18 protein-coding genes and 1 pseudogene are annotated in these 14905 nt (G+C 71.6%); 10 read left to right on the top strand and 9 right to left on the bottom strand.

Annotated features, from left to right (window positions below):
* Positions 1 to 15: 15 nt before the first annotated feature.
* The 3 genes and pseudogenes from V2W30_RS13095 (at position 16) to V2W30_RS13085 (ending at position 2491) form a co-directional block, all read left to right on the top strand.
* Positions 16 to 1232: pseudogene (locus V2W30_RS13095) on the top strand (sensor histidine kinase).
* A complete protein-coding gene (locus V2W30_RS13090) occupies positions 1229 to 1909 on the top strand; it encodes a response regulator transcription factor (protein WP_338696303.1) in 681 nt (226 codons plus the stop codon). The pseudogene V2W30_RS13095 and the gene V2W30_RS13090 overlap by 4 nt, the downstream one beginning before the upstream one ends.
* 51 nt (positions 1910 to 1960) lie before the next feature.
* Entirely contained in the window at positions 1961 to 2491 is a 531-nt protein-coding gene (locus V2W30_RS13085) for a cysteine hydrolase family protein (protein ID WP_338696301.1), read from the top strand.
* Positions 2492 to 2520: 29 nt separating this feature from the next.
* Here V2W30_RS13085 and V2W30_RS13080 read toward each other — a convergent pair whose 3' ends face one another.
* Positions 2521 to 2868 carry a VOC family protein gene (locus V2W30_RS13080; protein WP_338696299.1) on the bottom strand — a complete coding sequence of 116 codons (348 nt, stop codon included), beginning with the start codon at positions 2866 to 2868 and terminating at the stop codon, positions 2521 to 2523.
* 273 nt (positions 2869 to 3141) lie between these two features.
* Between V2W30_RS13080 and V2W30_RS13075 the strand changes: the two genes are divergently transcribed.
* Positions 3142 to 4278, top strand: a complete 1137-nt coding sequence (locus tag V2W30_RS13075; protein ID WP_338696297.1) for a PP2C family protein-serine/threonine phosphatase — start codon at positions 3142 to 3144, stop codon at positions 4276 to 4278.
* Here the strand turns inward: V2W30_RS13075 and V2W30_RS13070 are convergent.
* Both V2W30_RS13070 and V2W30_RS13065 read right to left on the bottom strand, forming a co-directional pair.
* Complete coding sequence (locus V2W30_RS13070) at positions 4226 to 4504, bottom strand: DUF397 domain-containing protein (RefSeq protein ID WP_338696295.1); 279 nt, start codon at positions 4502 to 4504, stop codon at positions 4226 to 4228. The genes V2W30_RS13075 and V2W30_RS13070 overlap by 53 nt on opposite strands.
* The gene (locus tag V2W30_RS13065; RefSeq protein WP_338696293.1) at positions 4486 to 5319 is read right to left on the bottom strand and encodes a helix-turn-helix transcriptional regulator; all 834 of its coding nucleotides are present in this window, start codon (positions 5317 to 5319) and stop codon (positions 4486 to 4488) included. Before V2W30_RS13065 ends, V2W30_RS13070 begins: the two co-directional genes overlap by 19 nt.
* A gap of 351 nt (positions 5320 to 5670) precedes the next feature.
* On the opposite strand from V2W30_RS13065, the gene V2W30_RS13055 reads away from it, so the two are divergent.
* Genes V2W30_RS13055 through V2W30_RS13040 form a run of 4 tightly spaced genes read left to right on the top strand, consistent with a single transcriptional unit; the run spans position 5671 to position 8091 of the window.
* Positions 5671 to 5886, top strand: coding sequence for a hypothetical protein (locus V2W30_RS13055; RefSeq protein WP_338696290.1), 216 nt, complete (start codon positions 5671 to 5673; stop codon positions 5884 to 5886).
* Between the two features lie 43 nt (positions 5887 to 5929).
* Complete coding sequence (gene recO, locus V2W30_RS13050) at positions 5930 to 6679, top strand: DNA repair protein RecO (protein ID WP_338696288.1); 750 nt, start codon at positions 5930 to 5932, stop codon at positions 6677 to 6679.
* Positions 6680 to 6706: 27 nt separating this feature from the next.
* On the top strand, positions 6707 to 7549 hold the full coding sequence (locus tag V2W30_RS13045) for an isoprenyl transferase (protein WP_338696286.1): 843 nt from the start codon (positions 6707 to 6709) through the stop codon (positions 7547 to 7549).
* Between the two features lie 26 nt (positions 7550 to 7575).
* A complete protein-coding gene (locus V2W30_RS13040) occupies positions 7576 to 8091 on the top strand; it encodes a YcxB family protein (RefSeq protein WP_338696285.1) in 516 nt (171 codons plus the stop codon).
* A gap of 10 nt (positions 8092 to 8101) precedes the next feature.
* Here the strand turns inward: V2W30_RS13040 and V2W30_RS13035 are convergent, their stop codons facing one another.
* Genes V2W30_RS13035 through V2W30_RS13020 form a run of 4 tightly spaced genes read right to left on the bottom strand, consistent with a single transcriptional unit; the run spans position 8102 to position 11264 of the window.
* Positions 8102 to 8548, bottom strand: coding sequence for a Fur family transcriptional regulator (locus V2W30_RS13035; protein WP_425244531.1), 447 nt, complete (start codon positions 8546 to 8548; stop codon positions 8102 to 8104).
* 25 nt (positions 8549 to 8573) lie between these two features.
* Positions 8574 to 9470 carry a metal ABC transporter permease gene (locus tag V2W30_RS13030; RefSeq protein WP_338696283.1) on the bottom strand — a complete coding sequence of 299 codons (897 nt, stop codon included), beginning with the start codon at positions 9468 to 9470 and terminating at the stop codon, positions 8574 to 8576.
* 1 nt (position 9471) lies between these two features.
* On the bottom strand, positions 9472 to 10239 hold the full coding sequence (locus V2W30_RS13025) for a metal ABC transporter ATP-binding protein (protein ID WP_338696282.1): 768 nt from the start codon (positions 10237 to 10239) through the stop codon (positions 9472 to 9474).
* A 35-nt stretch (positions 10240 to 10274) separates the two neighbouring features.
* A complete protein-coding gene (locus tag V2W30_RS13020; RefSeq protein ID WP_338696281.1) occupies positions 10275 to 11264 on the bottom strand; it encodes a metal ABC transporter substrate-binding protein in 990 nt (329 codons plus the stop codon).
* A 227-nt stretch (positions 11265 to 11491) separates the two neighbouring features.
* Here V2W30_RS13020 and V2W30_RS13015 point away from each other — a divergent pair, with 227 nt between their 5' ends.
* Positions 11492 to 12874, top strand: coding sequence for a glycine--tRNA ligase (locus tag V2W30_RS13015; RefSeq protein ID WP_338696280.1), 1383 nt, complete (start codon positions 11492 to 11494; stop codon positions 12872 to 12874).
* A gap of 88 nt (positions 12875 to 12962) precedes the next feature.
* Complete coding sequence (locus V2W30_RS13010; RefSeq protein WP_338696279.1) at positions 12963 to 13169, top strand: hypothetical protein; 207 nt, start codon at positions 12963 to 12965, stop codon at positions 13167 to 13169.
* A 66-nt stretch (positions 13170 to 13235) separates the two neighbouring features.
* Here the strand turns inward: V2W30_RS13010 and V2W30_RS13005 are convergent, their stop codons facing one another.
* The gene (locus V2W30_RS13005) at positions 13236 to 13820 is read right to left on the bottom strand and encodes a TetR family transcriptional regulator (protein WP_338696278.1); all 585 of its coding nucleotides are present in this window, start codon (positions 13818 to 13820) and stop codon (positions 13236 to 13238) included.
* 24 nt (positions 13821 to 13844) lie between these two features.
* Complete coding sequence (locus tag V2W30_RS13000) at positions 13845 to 14864, bottom strand: aldo/keto reductase (protein WP_338696277.1); 1020 nt, start codon at positions 14862 to 14864, stop codon at positions 13845 to 13847.
* Between the last annotated feature and the right edge of the window lie 41 nt (positions 14865 to 14905).

The following is a 14905-nucleotide window of genomic DNA, read 5'->3' as shown; positions in this document are numbered from 1 at the left end:
CCGGACCCGGGACGCGTGCTGCGCCAGGACGCGCTGCTCGCCGCCGCGATGCTGGCGGTCGACCTGTGCCTGGCGCTGACCGTACGGGCCGACGGACGCCAGCCCACCCTCTTCGGGTGGGCGCTGCTCGTGGCCGCGCACGTCCCCGTGGTGTGGCGGCGGCGGTCGCCGGGCCTGGCCCTGCTGGGCGTCGCCGCCTGCGTCGGGCCGTACCACGCGATGAACTTCAACCACACCGCTCCGGCCCTCGTCTCGCTGGCCGCGCTGTTCACCGTCGCCCTCACGGGCCGCCCGCTGCGGTCCGTCCTGGTGGGCGCGGGCGTCATCGGCCTGATGCTTTCCGTGAAGTTCAGCCAGGGCATGGCCGAGGGCGTGCAGGCGCTGCGGGTCTCCGGCTGGATCGTCGCCGTCATCCTGCTCGGCGTGTACGCGCGGGTCCACGTGCAGTACGTCGAGTCGGTCATCGAGCGGGCCGAGCGCGCGGAGCGCACCCGCGAGGAGGAGGCCAGGCGCCGCGTCGCCGAGGAACGCCTGCGCGTCGCCCGCGACCTGCACGACCTGCTCGCGCACAGCATCACCCTGGTCGGCGTGCAGACGTCCGTCGCCGCCCACGTCCTGAACGCCGACCCCGGCCGTCTCGACCGGGCGGCCGTCGCCAAGGCCCTCGACGACATCGCCGACACGTGCCGCTCCGCCCGCGGTGAACTCCGCGCCACACTGGAGGTGTTGCGCTCCTCGCCGGACGAGTCGCGCGGGCCCCTGCCGGGCGTGGAGGGCATACCGGAGCTGGCGGAGGCCGCTCGTACGTCGGGTGCCACGGTCTTCTGCGACCTGGACGCGGCCGAGCTGCCGCCCGCGGTCGGCGCCGCCGCGTACCGGATCGTGCAGGAGGCGCTCACCAACGCGGTACGGCACGCAGGACCGGGTCTGACCGTCCGGGTCGCGCTGCGCGTCCGGCCCGGGGCGGTCGAGGTGTCGGTCCGCGACGACGGCTCGGGCCCGCCCGCCCCGCCCTCGGCGGCGCCCGGGTTCGGGCTCGTGGGGATGCGGGAGCGGGCGCGGAGCGTAGGCGGCGTCCTCGACGCGGGCCCGGGGAGACCGGGGGCTTCGCCGTGACGGCCACCCTGCCCCACCAGGGCGCGAGCGGCCGCGACGCACCCGTACCCGTACCCCCCGAGGAGAGCGCGCCGCCGCGCGCCCGCGCGACGCCCACCACGGAGACCGCGTCATGACGATCCGCGTCCTGCTGGCCGACGACCAGACCCTGGTGCGCGCCGCCTTCGCCATGCTCGTCGCGTCCGCCCCCGACATGGAGGTCGTCGCCCAGGCGGGCACCGGCCGCGAGGCCGTCGAGCTGACCGGTTCGGCCCGCGCCGACGTGGTCGTCATGGACATCCGGATGCCCGACCTCGACGGCATCGAGGCCACCCGGCTGCTCGCCGCCGACGAGGACCTCGCCGGGGTCAAGGTCCTGATGCTGACGACGTACGACACCGACGAGCACGTCGTCGAGGCGCTGCGCGCGGGCGCCTCCGGGTTCCTCGTGAAGGACACCCGGCCGGCCGAACTCCTCGACGCCATCAGGACGGTGGCCGCCGGGGACGCCCTGCTCTCGCCCGGACCCACGGCCCGCCTGATCTCCCGCGTCCTGCGCGCCCCCGAGATCCCCGCGCCGCACGACGCGCACCACGCCTCGCTGACGGCGCTCTCCGACCGCGAACGGCAGGTCCTCGCCCTCGTCGCGCGCGGCCTCAACAACACGGAGATCGCCGACACGTTGGGCCTCAGCCCGCTCACCGCGAAGACCCACGTCAGCCGGATCATGGGCAAGGTGGCGGCGCGGGACCGCGCGCAACTGGTCATCGTGGCCTACGAGTCCGGGCTCGTCGCCCCGCTCAACTCCGCGTGACCGCACGCCTGTCGAAGAGCGTGCGCGGCGCGAGGCGGTTACCGTACGGCCATGTCAGAGACCCCGCACCGGCCCGCGCTCCTCGTCGTCGACATGCAGGACGCCCTGCTGCCGATCATGCACGAGGCCGGCCGGACGATCGCCGTCATCGCGGGCCTGCGCTCCCGGGCGCGCGCGGCGGGCGTCCCCGTCGTCATGGTCCGGCAGCGCGGCGAGGGACGCGTGGTGCCCGAACTCGACCCCGGCAGCGGCGCGTCGGCGGTGGAGAAGACCACGGCCGACGCGTTCCTGCGCACCGGCCTCGACGCGACCCTCCGGGGCCTCGGCGTCACCGAGGTCCTGGTCACCGGCTTCGCCACGGAGAACTGCGTGGAGACGACCGCGCGGCAGGCGCTGAGCCGGGGCTACGACCTGGTGCTCGTCGCCGACGGACACACGACGTCGGTCCGGTCGGGCCCGACGGACTTCGTCCCGCCGGACCGGTCGATCGCCCACCACAACGAGATCTACCGGCACATCGACTTCCCCGAGCGCAGCGTGCGGGTGCTGCCGGCGGCGGACGTGGACTTCGGCGCGCCCTGAGGGCCCGCCGGTGCGGTCCGTGCCGGGCGCTATCCGTGGGCGAGCGGGTGCAGGGGCTCGTACAGGCCGATCTCACCGCCGCCCGGCAGGCGCAGCGCGGTCAGCCTCCCCCAGCGCAGCTCCTCGACGGGCTTGGTGAACTCGACTCCCTGGAGAGCGAGTTCGGCGACCGTCGCCGCCAGGTCGTCGCACATCAGCAGCAGCTCGTGCGCGGGCGCGCCCTCGGTCGGGTGCAGGGCGACCTCGCCGGGCGGCGCGGCGAAGATCAGCCACCCGCCCCCGGCGTCGACGTGCGGCCAGCCCAGCACGTCCCGGAGGAAGGCCCGGTCGGCGTCGGCGTCGGCGGAGTACAGGACGGTGTGGGTTCCCGTGATCATGCGGGGAGGGTACGTCCCGTGCCCCCGTCCGGGATGACGCCGCGCAGGGGGCGGCCCGGACCCCGGCCCCGTGAGCGGCCCCGCCACCTCAGGGGATGACACAAGGTGAGCGAGTGCGCCGGGCGCCGGCCGCCCTCGCGGACATGTGCGGACAGCGCTGGATCACTTGCGGTCACTGCCGGGCGCAGCCGGTCAACGGCTCGTGCGACCAGGGGAATCAGCGCCATAGTTGACGGCTCACCATGGCGGGGCGCACAGGACAGGAGGCCCGGCGTGGGCGGACGAGACGAGGGCCGACGGCGATGGCGGGGCGCCGTTCCAGGGCCCCCGGGCGGCATGGGCGCGCTCTGCGCGGTCCTGTGCCTGTGCACCGCGCTCACCGCACTCGTGGACGCCTGGCGTCCGGCGGTCGCGATCCTGCTCATCGGACCCGTCCTGGCCTGCGCCTGGCTGGGGGTGCGCGCCACGGTCGTCGCGGTCGTGTGGAGCCTGGCCCTGGCGACGGTCGCGGTGGTGGTCAGGCGCCACGCGGCGAACCCGCTGCTCGCCGTCGAGTACCTCGTGCTGCTCGCGGGCGGCTGCGCTGCCGTGCGGGCCGCCCACCGGACGGCGGCCCGCACGGCCGCCCTCGCGCGGGTCACCGACATCGCCCGCGTGGCCCAGGGCGCGCTGCTCCGCCCGGTCTCCGACCGGATCGGCGGCATCGACGTGTCCACCCGCCACCACTGCCCCACGGCGCCGGAGACGGCGGGCGGTGACGTCTACGACATCGCCAACACCCCGTACGGGCTACGGGTGTTCATCGGCGACGTGCGCGGGCACGGCCTGGACGTGGTGCGTACGTCGGCGACGGTGGCCGGCGCCTTCCGCGACCTCGCCTACGTCACCCCGCACCTCACGGACCTCGCCGCGCACCTCGACGCCCGGATCGCCCCCGACCTCGGCCCCGAGGACTTCGTCACCGCGCTCTTTGCCGAGTTCGCCCCCGGCGAGATCCGGCTCGTCAACTGCGGCCACCCGGCGCCCCTGCGCCTCGGCCCGACCGGTCCCACCCTCCTCGAACCCCTCGATCCGGCACGCCCGTTGGGCCTCGGGGCGCGCCCCGGCCAGCGCCGCTGCTGGATGCAGCCAGGCGACCGCCTGCTCTTCTACACGGACGGCCTGACCGAGGCCAGGGACGCCGGTGGCGTCGACTTCCCGCTCCTGGAGCACGGCAGCGCGGCGCTCGGCAAGGAGCCGCACCTGAGCGACGCGCTGGACGCCCTGTACGCGGCGGTCACCGCGCACACGGGAGGCCCGCTCCGGGACGACGTGGCGTTCGTCCTCTGCGAGCAGGCTGCCGCCGTGGGGGGCGAGTTCAGCTCCGCCGTACCGTCCCCGCCACGAACGCGCTCCACGCCGCGGCACTGATCACGACGACGTCCCCACCGTCCACCTTGGAGTCCCGAACGGGCACGACGCCGGGGAATCCGTCGGCGACCTCAAGACAGCTTCCGCCTTCGCCGTTGCTGTACGTGGATTTGCGCCAGGCGGCGGCTCCGGCGAAGTCGTACGCGACCTCGACGCAGTCGCCGCCGTTGCCATCACTGAAGGAGCTCTTGCGCCAGCGTGCGTTGCTCAGGTCGTACTCGCGCATCGTCTGTGGTCCTCCGCCGCCGACTCGACCAGGGCCAGGGTCGCCTCCGGCGACAACGCGGCGCCCCTGAGCAGATCGTAGGCGCGTTGTGCCCGCTTCACCACGGCCGGTTCGTCGATGAGCGTTCCCGAGAACGCCGTCTCTGTATAGGCGACCGGCGGGGCGTCCTCGAACTCCATGAGCTGGAGCATCCCGCCCATTGAGGCGTGCGCGCCCTCCGCGTACGGGATCACCGTCGCCCACACCACCCGCTGCCGCATCAGGGCCGCGATCCGGCCCAACTGCTCGGCCATCACGGCCGGTCCGCCCACCGGGATGCGCAGCACGTTCTCGTGCAGCACCACCCAATACTCGGGCCGTGTAGCGTCCCTGAGGATCGCCGCCCGCTCGCGGCGCCCGGTCACCTTCTCCTCGACGTACTCGTCCGTCACGAACGGGTTCGCCTCGATGGTGACGGCCCGCGCGTACGCGGCTGTCTGCAACAGGCCCGGCACCACGCTGGGCGCGAACTCGCACACCGTGGTCGCGAGCCGCTCCAGCTCCACCACCTCCGCGAAGTAATCCGCGTAGCGATGGTCATCGATCAGCTTTCGCCACATCCGCTCGAAAATACCGTCGGTTTGCAGCGCGTCGTCAATCCGTTGGGCGACATCCAACTGTGGCTTGCGAATTGCCTGTTCGAATTGGCCGATGTAGCCGCCGGATACGAATACCCGTAAACCCAACTCGACTTGCGTCAGCGCGGCGTCCTCCCGGCGCCGCTTCAGCTCAAGTCCGAAGAACTCCCACGCCGCCTGCCTCGAACCATTGGCCATGGCCAACCCCCAAGTCCGGCCGGGCACTTGTAGTGCACAGACCCCTCCCCACTGTAGAGACGCGACGTCATCGTGGAGGCGCGAAGCGTGAAATCGAATCGAGAAGGGGAGCCACGTGACGGGACAGGCGGAGCACGCCGAGGTGTGCGTGGAGGAGGCCGAGGAAACGGTGGAGAAATTGCGAGCCGCACTCGCGGGGGTGGGAATTGTGCTGCCCTCGCTCGGGCTGGACCACGGGTCAATCGCGCGGACCGCCCCGTGTCCATTGGTGGAATTGGGGCGTTGTCCGGTTGACGTGGCGGCCCGCCTGGCCGCCGTACTCCTCGCACACCCGGACAGGAGCGCCACCCGATGAAGCCGCCGATCGGTTCGTACGCAGTCGACACGAGTACCGGTCAGGTGGGGAGGGTGATGGGGCACGAGGGCCCGTACGTGCAGTTGCGGCCCTTCGGGGGCGGCCGGGAGTGGGACTGTCCGCCGGAGGTGCTGCGGGAGGCGACCACGACGGAGCGGCTGCGGGCGGCGACCGCGTACGAGAACAGGAGAAGCCGGGGCGAGGTTCCCTGAGCTGCCCGCCGGGCGGGTGCCCGGGTAGGGGACAATGGGGGCCATGAGTCTGTTCCGCGACGACGGCATCGTGCTGCGCACCCAGAAGCTGGGTGAAGCGGACCGCATCATCACCCTCCTCACGCGCGGTCACGGGCGCGTACGGGCCGTAGCGCGCGGGGTGCGGCGCACCAAGTCGAAGTTCGGGGCGCGGCTCGAACCGTTCTCCCACGTCGACGTGCAGTTCTTCGCGCGGGGGAGCGAGCTGATCGGGCGGGGGCTCCCGCTGTGCACGCAGAGCGAGACGATCGCCGCGTACGGCGGCGGGATCGTCACCGACTACGCCCGGTACACGGCGGGCACGGCCATGCTGGAGACGGCGGAGCGGTTCACCGACCACGAGGGCGAGCCCGCGGTGCAGCAGTACCTGCTGCTCGTGGGCGCCCTGCGGACCCTCGCCCGCGGTGAGCACGAACCGCACCTCGTCCTCGACGCCTTCCTGCTGCGCTCCCTCGCCGTGAACGGGTACGCGCCCACCTTCGGCGACTGCGCGAAGTGCGGAATGCCCGGTCCCAACCGGTTCTTCTCGGTCGGCGCGGGCGGCTCGGTTTGCGTCGACTGCCGGGTACCGGGCAGCGTCGTACCCTCACCGCAGGCCCTCACCCTGCTGGGAGCGCTGCTGACCGGCGACTGGGAGACGGCGGACACGTGCGAGGCACGGTTCGTGCGGGAGGGCAGCGGCCTGGTGTCGGCGTACCTGCACTGGCACCTCGAGCGCGGACTGCGCTCGCTGCGTTACGTAGAGAAAAGCTAGAGCTGAGCTAGGGGAGAGGCCCACCACATGGCACGTCGCGGAATTCTCGGACGGTCGTCACGGCGCGAGTACGTGGCACCCGAACCGCACCCGTCGGGGGCGCGGCCGCCGAAGATCCCCGGCGAGCTGGTGCCCCAGCACGTCGCCATCGTGATGGACGGCAACGGCCGCTGGGCCAAGGAGCGCGGGCTGCCCCGGACCGAGGGCCACAAGGTCGGCGCCGAGCGGGTCCTCGACGTCCTCCAGGGCGCCATCGAGATGGGCGTCGGCGCGATCTCGCTCTACGCCTTCTCCACCGAGAACTGGAAGCGGTCCCCGGACGAGGTGAAGTTCCTCATGAACTTCAACCGGGACTTCATCCGCAAGACCCGCGACCAGCTCGACGAGCTGGGCGTCCGGGTGCGCTGGGTGGGCCGCATGCCCAAGCTGTGGAAGTCGGTCGCCAAGGAGCTGGAGATCTCCCAGGAGCAGACCAAGGGCAACGACAAGCTGACCCTGTACTTCTGCATGAACTACGGCGGCCGCGCCGAGATCGCCGACGCCGCGCAGGCCATCGCCGAGGACGTGAAGGCCGGCCGCCTCGACCCGTCGAAGGTGAGCGAGAAGACCTTCGCGAAGTACCTGTACTACCCGGACATGCCGGACGTCGACCTGTTCCTGCGGCCCAGCGGCGAGCAGCGCACCTCCAACTACCTTCTGTGGCAGAGCGCTTATGCCGAGATGGTCTTCCAGGACGTGCTGTGGCCGGACTTCGACCGGCGCGACCTGTGGCGGGCCTGCGTCGAGTACGCCTCGCGCGACCGCCGCTTCGGCGGCGCGACGCCCAACGAGGTGCTCCTCCAGCTGGAGGGACGCTCCGAGGAGGGCTGACAGCCTCACCGGTTACGATCCCGGACGTGCATCACACAGGAATACCCGCGGCGCCGTCCGTGGAACTGGAATACCGGCCGACGCTGCGCCAGTGCGAGGAAGCCGGCCAGGCGCGGCGCGCGGCCTCGGACCGGGATCGCCGGAGCCGGATCGTCACCGTGGTCTTCGCCGTCCTGGCGGTCCTGCTGGCCGCGCGCGACGGCGGCGCGGCCTCCGCGGGCCTGATCGGCGTCGCGATCGGCCTGGTCGTCAGGGTCTTCGTGGTGCGGCCGCGCCGCGAGGACCGGGCCCTGCACGCGCGCGCCGTACGCCGCGGCGGGCACCGCGCGACGGTCGACGCGAACGGTGTGCACGTCGAGCACGAGCTGGGCTCCGAGGCGATCGCCTGGGCCGGGGTGCGGCGCTTCGTGGAGACCGAGAACCTCGTCGTACTCCTCGACGAGGACGCCGCCGAGGCGACGGCGCTGCCCAAGGAGGGGCTGTCCCGGGAGGACGCCGACCGGCTGCGCCGCCTGCTCGACGAGCACCTCGGCCGGGGCTGAGCGCGGGCGGTCAGGACGCCGGGACGCACTCCGCGCAGGTGCCGAAGATCTCCACGGTGTGCGCCACGTTCGCGTAACCGTGCTCGGCGGCGATCGCCTCCGCCCACTTCTCGACCGCGGGGCCCTCGACCTCCACCGCCTTGCCGCAGACACGGCAGACCAGATGGTGGTGATGGTCCCCGGTCGAGCAACGGCGGTACACCGCCTCACCCTCCGACGTGCGCAGGACGTCGACCTCGCCCGCGTCGGCGAGGGACTGGAGCGTGCGGTAGACCGTGGTCAGGCCGACGGAGTCGCCCTTGTGCTTGAGGACGTCGTGCAACTCCTGGGCGCTGCGGAACTCGTCCACCTCGTCGAGCGCCGCCGCCACTGCCGCGCGCTGGCGGGTCGACCTGCCTCGAACCGGGGCTGCCACGGGTTCCTCCTCACGTCTGCGCCACGTACGTACCGCCGCCATTGTGCCAGGTGGCGTGGTGGCCGGGTCAGCCATGGAGGGAAGGAGTCGGGGCCTGCTGCCCCGGGATCGCGCACTCCGCCGGATCGCCCGCGGCCGTCGTCGCCGCGCGGGCCCGCCGCCGTGCCAGCGGCGTCGCGAGCAGTGTCAGGACGATGAAGACCGCGATCGTCAGAAGCACGATCGTCGCGCCCGGCGGCACCGGCTTGTAGTACGACGTCACGGTTCCGCCGAGCGTCACCACGACCCCGATCGCGACCGCGACGACGAACGTCGCCTTGAAGCTGCGGGTCAGCTGCTGCGCCGCCGCCACCGGGACGACCATGAGCGCCGACACCAGGAGCAGGCCGACCACCCGCATCGCGACCGTCACCGTCACCGCCGCCGTGACCGCGATGAGCAGGTTCAGGGCGCGCACCGGCAGCCCCGTGACCCGCGCGAACTCCTCGTCCTGGCTGACCGCGAACAGCTGCCGGCGCAGGCCGACCGTCACCAGGATCACGAGCGCCGCGAGCCAGCAGATGGCGACGACGTCCGACTGCGAGACGGTCGTCAGGGACCCGAAGAGGTAGGAGCCCAGGTTGGCCGTCGAGCCACCGGGCGCGAGGCTGATGAGCATCACACCGCCCGCCATGCCCCCGTAGAAGAGCATCGCCAGCGCGATGTCGCCGCGCGTCTTGCCGTACCAGCGGATCAGCTCCATGACGAGCGCGCCGACGACGGAGACGGCCATCGCCATCCACACCGGCGACGTCGACAGCAGGAAGCCGAGGCCGACACCCGTCATCGCGACATGGCCGATGCCGTCGCCCATGAGGGCCTGGCGGCGCTGGACCAGGTAGATGCCGATCGCGGGGGCCGTGACGCCGATGAGGACGGCGGCGAGCAGCGCCCGCTGCATGAAGTCGTAACTCAGGAATTCCATGTCAGCTCAGCAGTCCTGTGCGCAGGGGCGCGGCGTCGGCCGCGGCGTGCGGGTGTACGTGGTCGTGGCCCGGCAGCGCGTGCTGGCCGACGGCCTTGGGCGGCGGCCCGTCGTGCAGCACGCAGCCGTCGCGCAGCACCACCGCGCGGTCGATCAGCGGTTCGAGGGGGCCGAGTTCGTGCAGGACGAGAAGGACGGAGGCCCCTGCCGCGACCTGCTCCCGCAAGGTCGCGGCGAGGATCTCCTGGCTCGCCAGGTCGACGCCCGCCATGGGCTCGTCCATGATCAGCAGCTCGGGTTCGGCGGCCAGGGCGCGCGCGATGAGCACCCGCTGGTGCTGGCCGCCGGAGAGCGCGTCGACCGAGTCCTTCGCCCGGTCCGCCATCCCGACCAGCTCCAGGGCGCGGCCCACCGCGGCCCGGTCCGCCTTGCGCAGGACGCCGAAGCGGGCACGGGACAGCCGGCCCGAGGCGACGACCTCGGCGACCGTGGCGGGCACGCCGCCCGCCGCCGTCGTGCGCTGCGGCACGTAGCCGACGCGCGCCCACTGCCGGAAGCGGCGCCGGGGCGTACCGAAGATCTCGATCTCGCCGCCGGTGAGCGGGACCTGGCCGATGATGCCGCGCACGGCGGTGGACTTGCCGGAGCCGTTGGCCCCGAGCAGCGCGACGACCTCGCCGCGCCCCACCGTCAGGTCGATGCCGCGCAGCACGGGACGCCCGCCCAGCTCCGCCGTCACCCTGCGCAAGGTGATCACGGGGTCACTCATGTCCGCGCCGCCCTTCAAGCTGCTTGATCCGTACGTCACTTGGCGCCGAGAGCCTTCTGGAGCGCCGCGAGGTTGGACCGCATCACGGCGATGTAGTCGTCCCCCTTGGACTTCTCCGTGATGCCCTCGATCGGGTCGAGTACATCAGTCGTGAGCTTCGCGTCGTTCGCCAGGGTCTTGGCCGTCTTGTCGCTGACGAGGGTCTCGTAGAAGACGGTGGTGACGCCGTCGGCCTTCGCCATCTCCTGGAGGTCCTTGACGCGCGAGGCGCTGGGCTCGGACTCCGGGTCGAGGCCGCTGATGGCCTCCTCGGTGAGGCCGTAGCGCTCGGCGAGGTAGCCGAAGGCGGCGTGCGTGGTGATGAAGACCTTGGAGTCCGTGTTCTTCAGGCCGTCCTCGAACTCGGTGCTGAGCGTGCCGAGCTTCTCCACCAGGGCCGCGGTGTTCTTCTTGTAGTCCGCCGCGTGGTCCGGGTCGGCCTTCTGCAGGGCCTTGCCGACGCCCTCGGCGACCTCGGCGTACTTCACCGGGTCGAGCCAGATGTGCGGGTCGGTGCCCTCTTCGCCGCCGTGGTCGTGGCCCTCGTGCTCCTCGGCGTGGCCGCCGACCTCGCTGCCGTGCTCCTCCAGCGTCGTCAGGGACGCCGCGTCGACCTTCGTGGAGATCCCGGACTGGCTGATCGCCTCGTCGACGGCCGGCTGGAGGCCCTTGAGGTAGATCGCGGCGTCGGCCTCCTCCAGCTGGGCGCGCTGCTGGGCGCTGACCTCCAGGTCGTGGGGCTCCTGACCGGGCTTGGTCAGGTTCGTGACGTCGACGTGGTCGCCGCCGATCTCCTCGGCGAGGTACTGCATCGGGTAGAACGACGCCACCACGTCCAGCTTGCCGTCGCTGCCCTTGCTGTCGGCGGCGGAGGACCCGCACGCGGACAGGGCCGTGAGACCGAGCATCGTGGTGGCGGCGACGGCGGTCGTGGATATGAGGCGGCGGCGGGGCCGGCGGGGAAGGCGCACGTTCATGACAGTCATTTTCAACAAAACTGGAAATGATTGTCAAGAAGAGTGCGGTGAAGCGTTCGTCCCACTCTGTGCCGACTCCGGTCGCGGAACCGATTTGGTTCGGGGGGTGGGCCCGCCGGTAACCTGAAGCATTCGCTCCCGGAGCGCGTATCCGCCCGCCCGTCGCCCGACCACCACCCCTGACGGAGGCGCTGCGCGCCACACCTTTTGAATCGTCGTCGTAAGAAGAGAGCACCGTGGCCGCCGACAAGATCGAGACCATCGTCAGCCTCAGCAAGCGCCGTGGCTTCGTCTACCCCTGCAGCGAGATCTACGGCGGCCAGCGTGCCGCCTGGGACTACGGACCGCTGGGCGTGGAGCTGAAGGAGAACCTCAAGCGTCAGTGGTGGCGCTACATGGTCACCTCGCGCGAGGACGTCGTCGGTATCGACTCGTCGGTGATCCTGGCGACCGACGTCTGGCAGGCCTCCGGCCACGTCGCCACGTTCACCGACCCGCTCACCGAGTGCACCTCCTGCCACAAGCGGTTCCGCGCGGACCACCTGGAAGAGGCGTACGAGGAGAAGAAGGGCCGCGTTCCGGAGAACGGCCTCGCGGACATCAACTGCCCGAACTGTGGCACCAAGGGCGCCTTCACCGAGCCCAAGCAGTTCTCCGGCCTGCTCGCCACGCACCTCGGCCCGACGCAGGACAGCGGCTCCATCGCCTACCTGCGCCCCGAGACCGCCCAGGGCATCTTCACCAACTTCTCGCAGGTGCAGACCACTTCGCGCCGCAAGCCGCCGTTCGGCATCGCCCAGATGGGCAAGTCGTTCCGCAACGAGATCACGCCCGGCAACTTCATCTTCCGCACCCGTGAGTTCGAGCAGATGGAGATGGAGTTCTTCGTCAAGCCGGGCGAGGACGAGAAGTGGCAGGAGTACTGGATGGAGCAGCGCTGGAACTGGTACACCGGCCTGGGTCTCCGCGAGGAGAACATGCGGTGGTTCGAGCACCCGAAGGAGAAGCTCTCCCACTACTCGAAGCGCACCGCTGACATCGAGTACCGCTTCCGCTTCGGCGGCAGCGAGTGGGGCGAGCTGGAGGGTGTCGCCAACCGCACGGACTACGACCTCTCCGCGCACTCCAAGGCCTCCGGCCAGGACCTCTCCTACTACGACCAGGAGAAGGGCGAGCGCTACACGCCGTACGTCATCGAGCCCGCGGCCGGTGTCGGCCGCACGATGCTGGCGTTCATGCTCGACTCGTACTTCGAGGACGAGGCGCCCAACGCCAAGGGCAAGATGGAGAAGCGCACCGTCATGCGCTTCGACCCGCGCATCGCCCCGGTGAAGGTCGCCGTCCTGCCGCTGTCCCGCAACCCGGAGCTGTCGCCGAAGGCCAAGGGCCTGGCGGCCGCGCTGCGCCAGCACTGGAACATCGACTTCGACGACGCCGGTGCCATCGGCCGCCGCTACCGCCGCCAGGACGAGATCGGTACGCCGTTCTGCGTCACCGTCGACTTCGACACCCTGGACGACAACGCGGTGACCGTGCGCGAGCGCGACACCATGAAGCAGGAGCGCGTCTCCCTCGACCGGATCGAGGGCTACCTGGCCAGCCGCCTGATCGGCTGCTGACCTCGTCGCACGTCCCGCAGACCCCGGCCGCGGCCTTCCGCGGCCGGGGTCTGCTGCGTGCCGGGGCGAATTGCTGCACACTGCGGGCATGCCGCAGATGACGAGCAGCAAAGTCAGTCGCTGGGACCAGCACGGACGGGCGCATGTCGTGAGCGTCGAGAAGGCCGGTCTCCAGCGGCAGTTGACGTGCGGGACGTGCGGGTGGCGCAGAACCGCCCAGTTCCTGCCCTGGCTGAAGGCGCAGGAACACCTGGAGCGGGAGCACCAGGCGACGGTGGACCCCGGCTCCGACTAGGGCCTGTCTCCGAGATCCCTCCGTCCGCCCGCAGGGCAGGAGGGATCTGGGAGACAGACCTAGGGCCTAGCGGCTCGTCAGGCCGCGCATCACCAGGGCGACCACGGCGTCGAAGGCCTGCTCGGCGCCCGGGCGGGACCACTCGGGGGCGTGCACCGGGTCGTGGAAGTGGGCGGTCGCCTCGAACACGGCGCGGGCCGTCACGGGCAGGTCGGCGCTCTCGAACTCGCCCTGCCGGACGCCCTCGTCGAGGATCCGGGTCAGCTGGCCGATCAGCTCGGCGATGTGCGCGTCGACCACGCCGCCGTTCTCCGTCGTCAGGACGGTGTACGTGGCGAACAGCTCGGGGTCGTCGCCCGCCTTGTGCCGCTTGGCCTCGAACAGCGTCGCCAGCCAGAGCCGCAGCTTGGCGGCCGGTGCCGCGGAACCGGCGACCACCTCCGCGAGCAGCTCCGTCGTATGGTCCAGCCAGCGCTTGGTGACCGCGCCGCGCAGCTCCGCCTTCGTACGGAAGTGGCGGTACACCGAGCCGTGGCTGACCCCGAGTGCGCGGGCGACGTCGACGACGGTGGCCTTGGCGGCGCCGTGCCGGCGCAGCACCTCCTCGGTCGCGGCGAGGATGCGCTCGGGGGTCAGGGGCTCGGTGGGCATGGTGTTGAAGTTACCCGGCGTCGATCAGCGCTCGCTGTCGAGGTGTGCCATCTGGGCCGCCGGGTAGCGCTCACCGGCCGCGGCGTCGGCGGGCACGGCCTCCTCGATCGCGGCCAGATCGGCGGCGTCCAGGGTGACGTCGAGCGCGCCGAGGGCCTCCGTGAGGCGGTCGCGGCGGCGGGCGCCGACCAGCGGCACGATGTCCTCGTGCTCCGCGCCCCGGCTGAGCACCCACGCGATGGCGATCTGCGCGACGCTCACGCCCTTCTGCTCGGCGATCTTGCGGAGCTGCTCGACGAGGTCCAGGTTGTGCTGGAGGTTCTCGCCCTGGAAGCGCGGGCTCATCCCGCGGAAGTCGTTCGCGGCGAGCTGCCGGTCGCGGGAGAAGTGGCCGGAGATCAAACCGCGGGACAGGACCCCGTACGCGGTGATGCCGATGCCCAGCTCGCGGGTGGTCGGCAGGATCTCGTCCTCGATACCGCGCGAGATCAGCGAGTACTCGATCTGGAGGTCGCTGATCGGGGCGGTGGCGGCGGCCCGGCGGATGGTGTCCGCGCCGACCTCGCTGAGCCCGATGTGCCGGACGTGGCCCTTCTCGACCAGCTCGGCGATCGCGCCGACGGTCTCCTCGATCGGGACGTCCGGGTCGATCCGGGCGATCCGGTAGACGTCGATGTGGTCGACGCCGAGGCGCTGGAGGCTGTACGCGGCGAAGTTCCGCACCGCCGCCGGTCGGCCGTCGTAGCCGGACCAGCCGCCGTCCGGATCGCGCAGGGCGCCGAACTTCACGCTGGTCAGCGCCTTCTCGCGGGCCGCGGCGGGCGCCGAGCGGAGGGCTTCGCCGATGAGCATCTCGTTGTGGCCCATGGCGTAGAAGTCGCCGGTGTCGAGGAGCGTGACGCCGGCGTCGAGCGCAGCATGGATGGTGGCGATCGACTCGGCGCGGTCGGCGTCGCCGTACAGGGCGGACATGCCCATGCAGCCGAGGCCGAGGGCGGAGACGTGCGGGCCGGTGGTGCCGAGTTTCCGAGTGGGGAGGTTCATGCCTCCACCATGACATGACAGATGACAGATTTCAATATCTG

Source organism: Streptomyces sp. Q6 (assembly GCF_036967205.1).
Classification (GTDB): Bacteria; Actinomycetota; Actinomycetes; order Streptomycetales; family Streptomycetaceae; genus Streptomyces; species Streptomyces citrinus.
The sequence above is the reverse complement of the archived record's forward strand: the minus strand, read 5'-3'. Positions and strand labels throughout refer to the sequence as shown.

Bases quoted from the DNA above. Each gene is read 5' to 3' on its own strand.
- V2W30_RS13000 (WP_338696277.1), bottom strand. From the start codon at position 14,864: ATGAACCTCCCCACTCGGAAACTCGGCACCACCGGCCCGCACGTCTCC.
- V2W30_RS13085 (WP_338696301.1), top strand. From the start codon at position 1,961: ATGTCAGAGACCCCGCACCGGCCCGCGCTCCTCGTCGTCGACATGCAG.
- recO (WP_338696288.1), top strand. From the start codon at position 5,930: ATGAGTCTGTTCCGCGACGACGGCATCGTGCTGCGCACCCAGAAGCTG.
- V2W30_RS13045 (WP_338696286.1), top strand. From the start codon at position 6,707: ATGGCACGTCGCGGAATTCTCGGACGGTCGTCACGGCGCGAGTACGTG.
- V2W30_RS13090 (WP_338696303.1), top strand. From the start codon at position 1,229: ATGACGATCCGCGTCCTGCTGGCCGACGACCAGACCCTGGTGCGCGCC.
- V2W30_RS13035 (WP_425244531.1), bottom strand. From the start codon at position 8,548: ATGGCGGCGGTACGTACGTGGCGCAGACGTGAGGAGGAACCCGTGGCA.
- V2W30_RS13005 (WP_338696278.1), bottom strand. From the start codon at position 13,820: ATGCCCACCGAGCCCCTGACCCCCGAGCGCATCCTCGCCGCGACCGAG.
- V2W30_RS13010 (WP_338696279.1), top strand. From the start codon at position 12,963: ATGCCGCAGATGACGAGCAGCAAAGTCAGTCGCTGGGACCAGCACGGA.
- V2W30_RS13020 (WP_338696281.1), bottom strand. From the start codon at position 11,264: ATGACTGTCATGAACGTGCGCCTTCCCCGCCGGCCCCGCCGCCGCCTC.
- V2W30_RS13025 (WP_338696282.1), bottom strand. From the start codon at position 10,239: ATGAGTGACCCCGTGATCACCTTGCGCAGGGTGACGGCGGAGCTGGGC.
- V2W30_RS13030 (WP_338696283.1), bottom strand. From the start codon at position 9,470: ATGGAATTCCTGAGTTACGACTTCATGCAGCGGGCGCTGCTCGCCGCC.
- V2W30_RS13080 (WP_338696299.1), bottom strand. From the start codon at position 2,868: ATGATCACGGGAACCCACACCGTCCTGTACTCCGCCGACGCCGACGCC.
- V2W30_RS13055 (WP_338696290.1), top strand. From the start codon at position 5,671: ATGAAGCCGCCGATCGGTTCGTACGCAGTCGACACGAGTACCGGTCAG.
- V2W30_RS13070 (WP_338696295.1), bottom strand. From the start codon at position 4,504: ATGCGCGAGTACGACCTGAGCAACGCACGCTGGCGCAAGAGCTCCTTC.
- V2W30_RS13065 (WP_338696293.1), bottom strand. From the start codon at position 5,319: ATGGCCAATGGTTCGAGGCAGGCGGCGTGGGAGTTCTTCGGACTTGAG.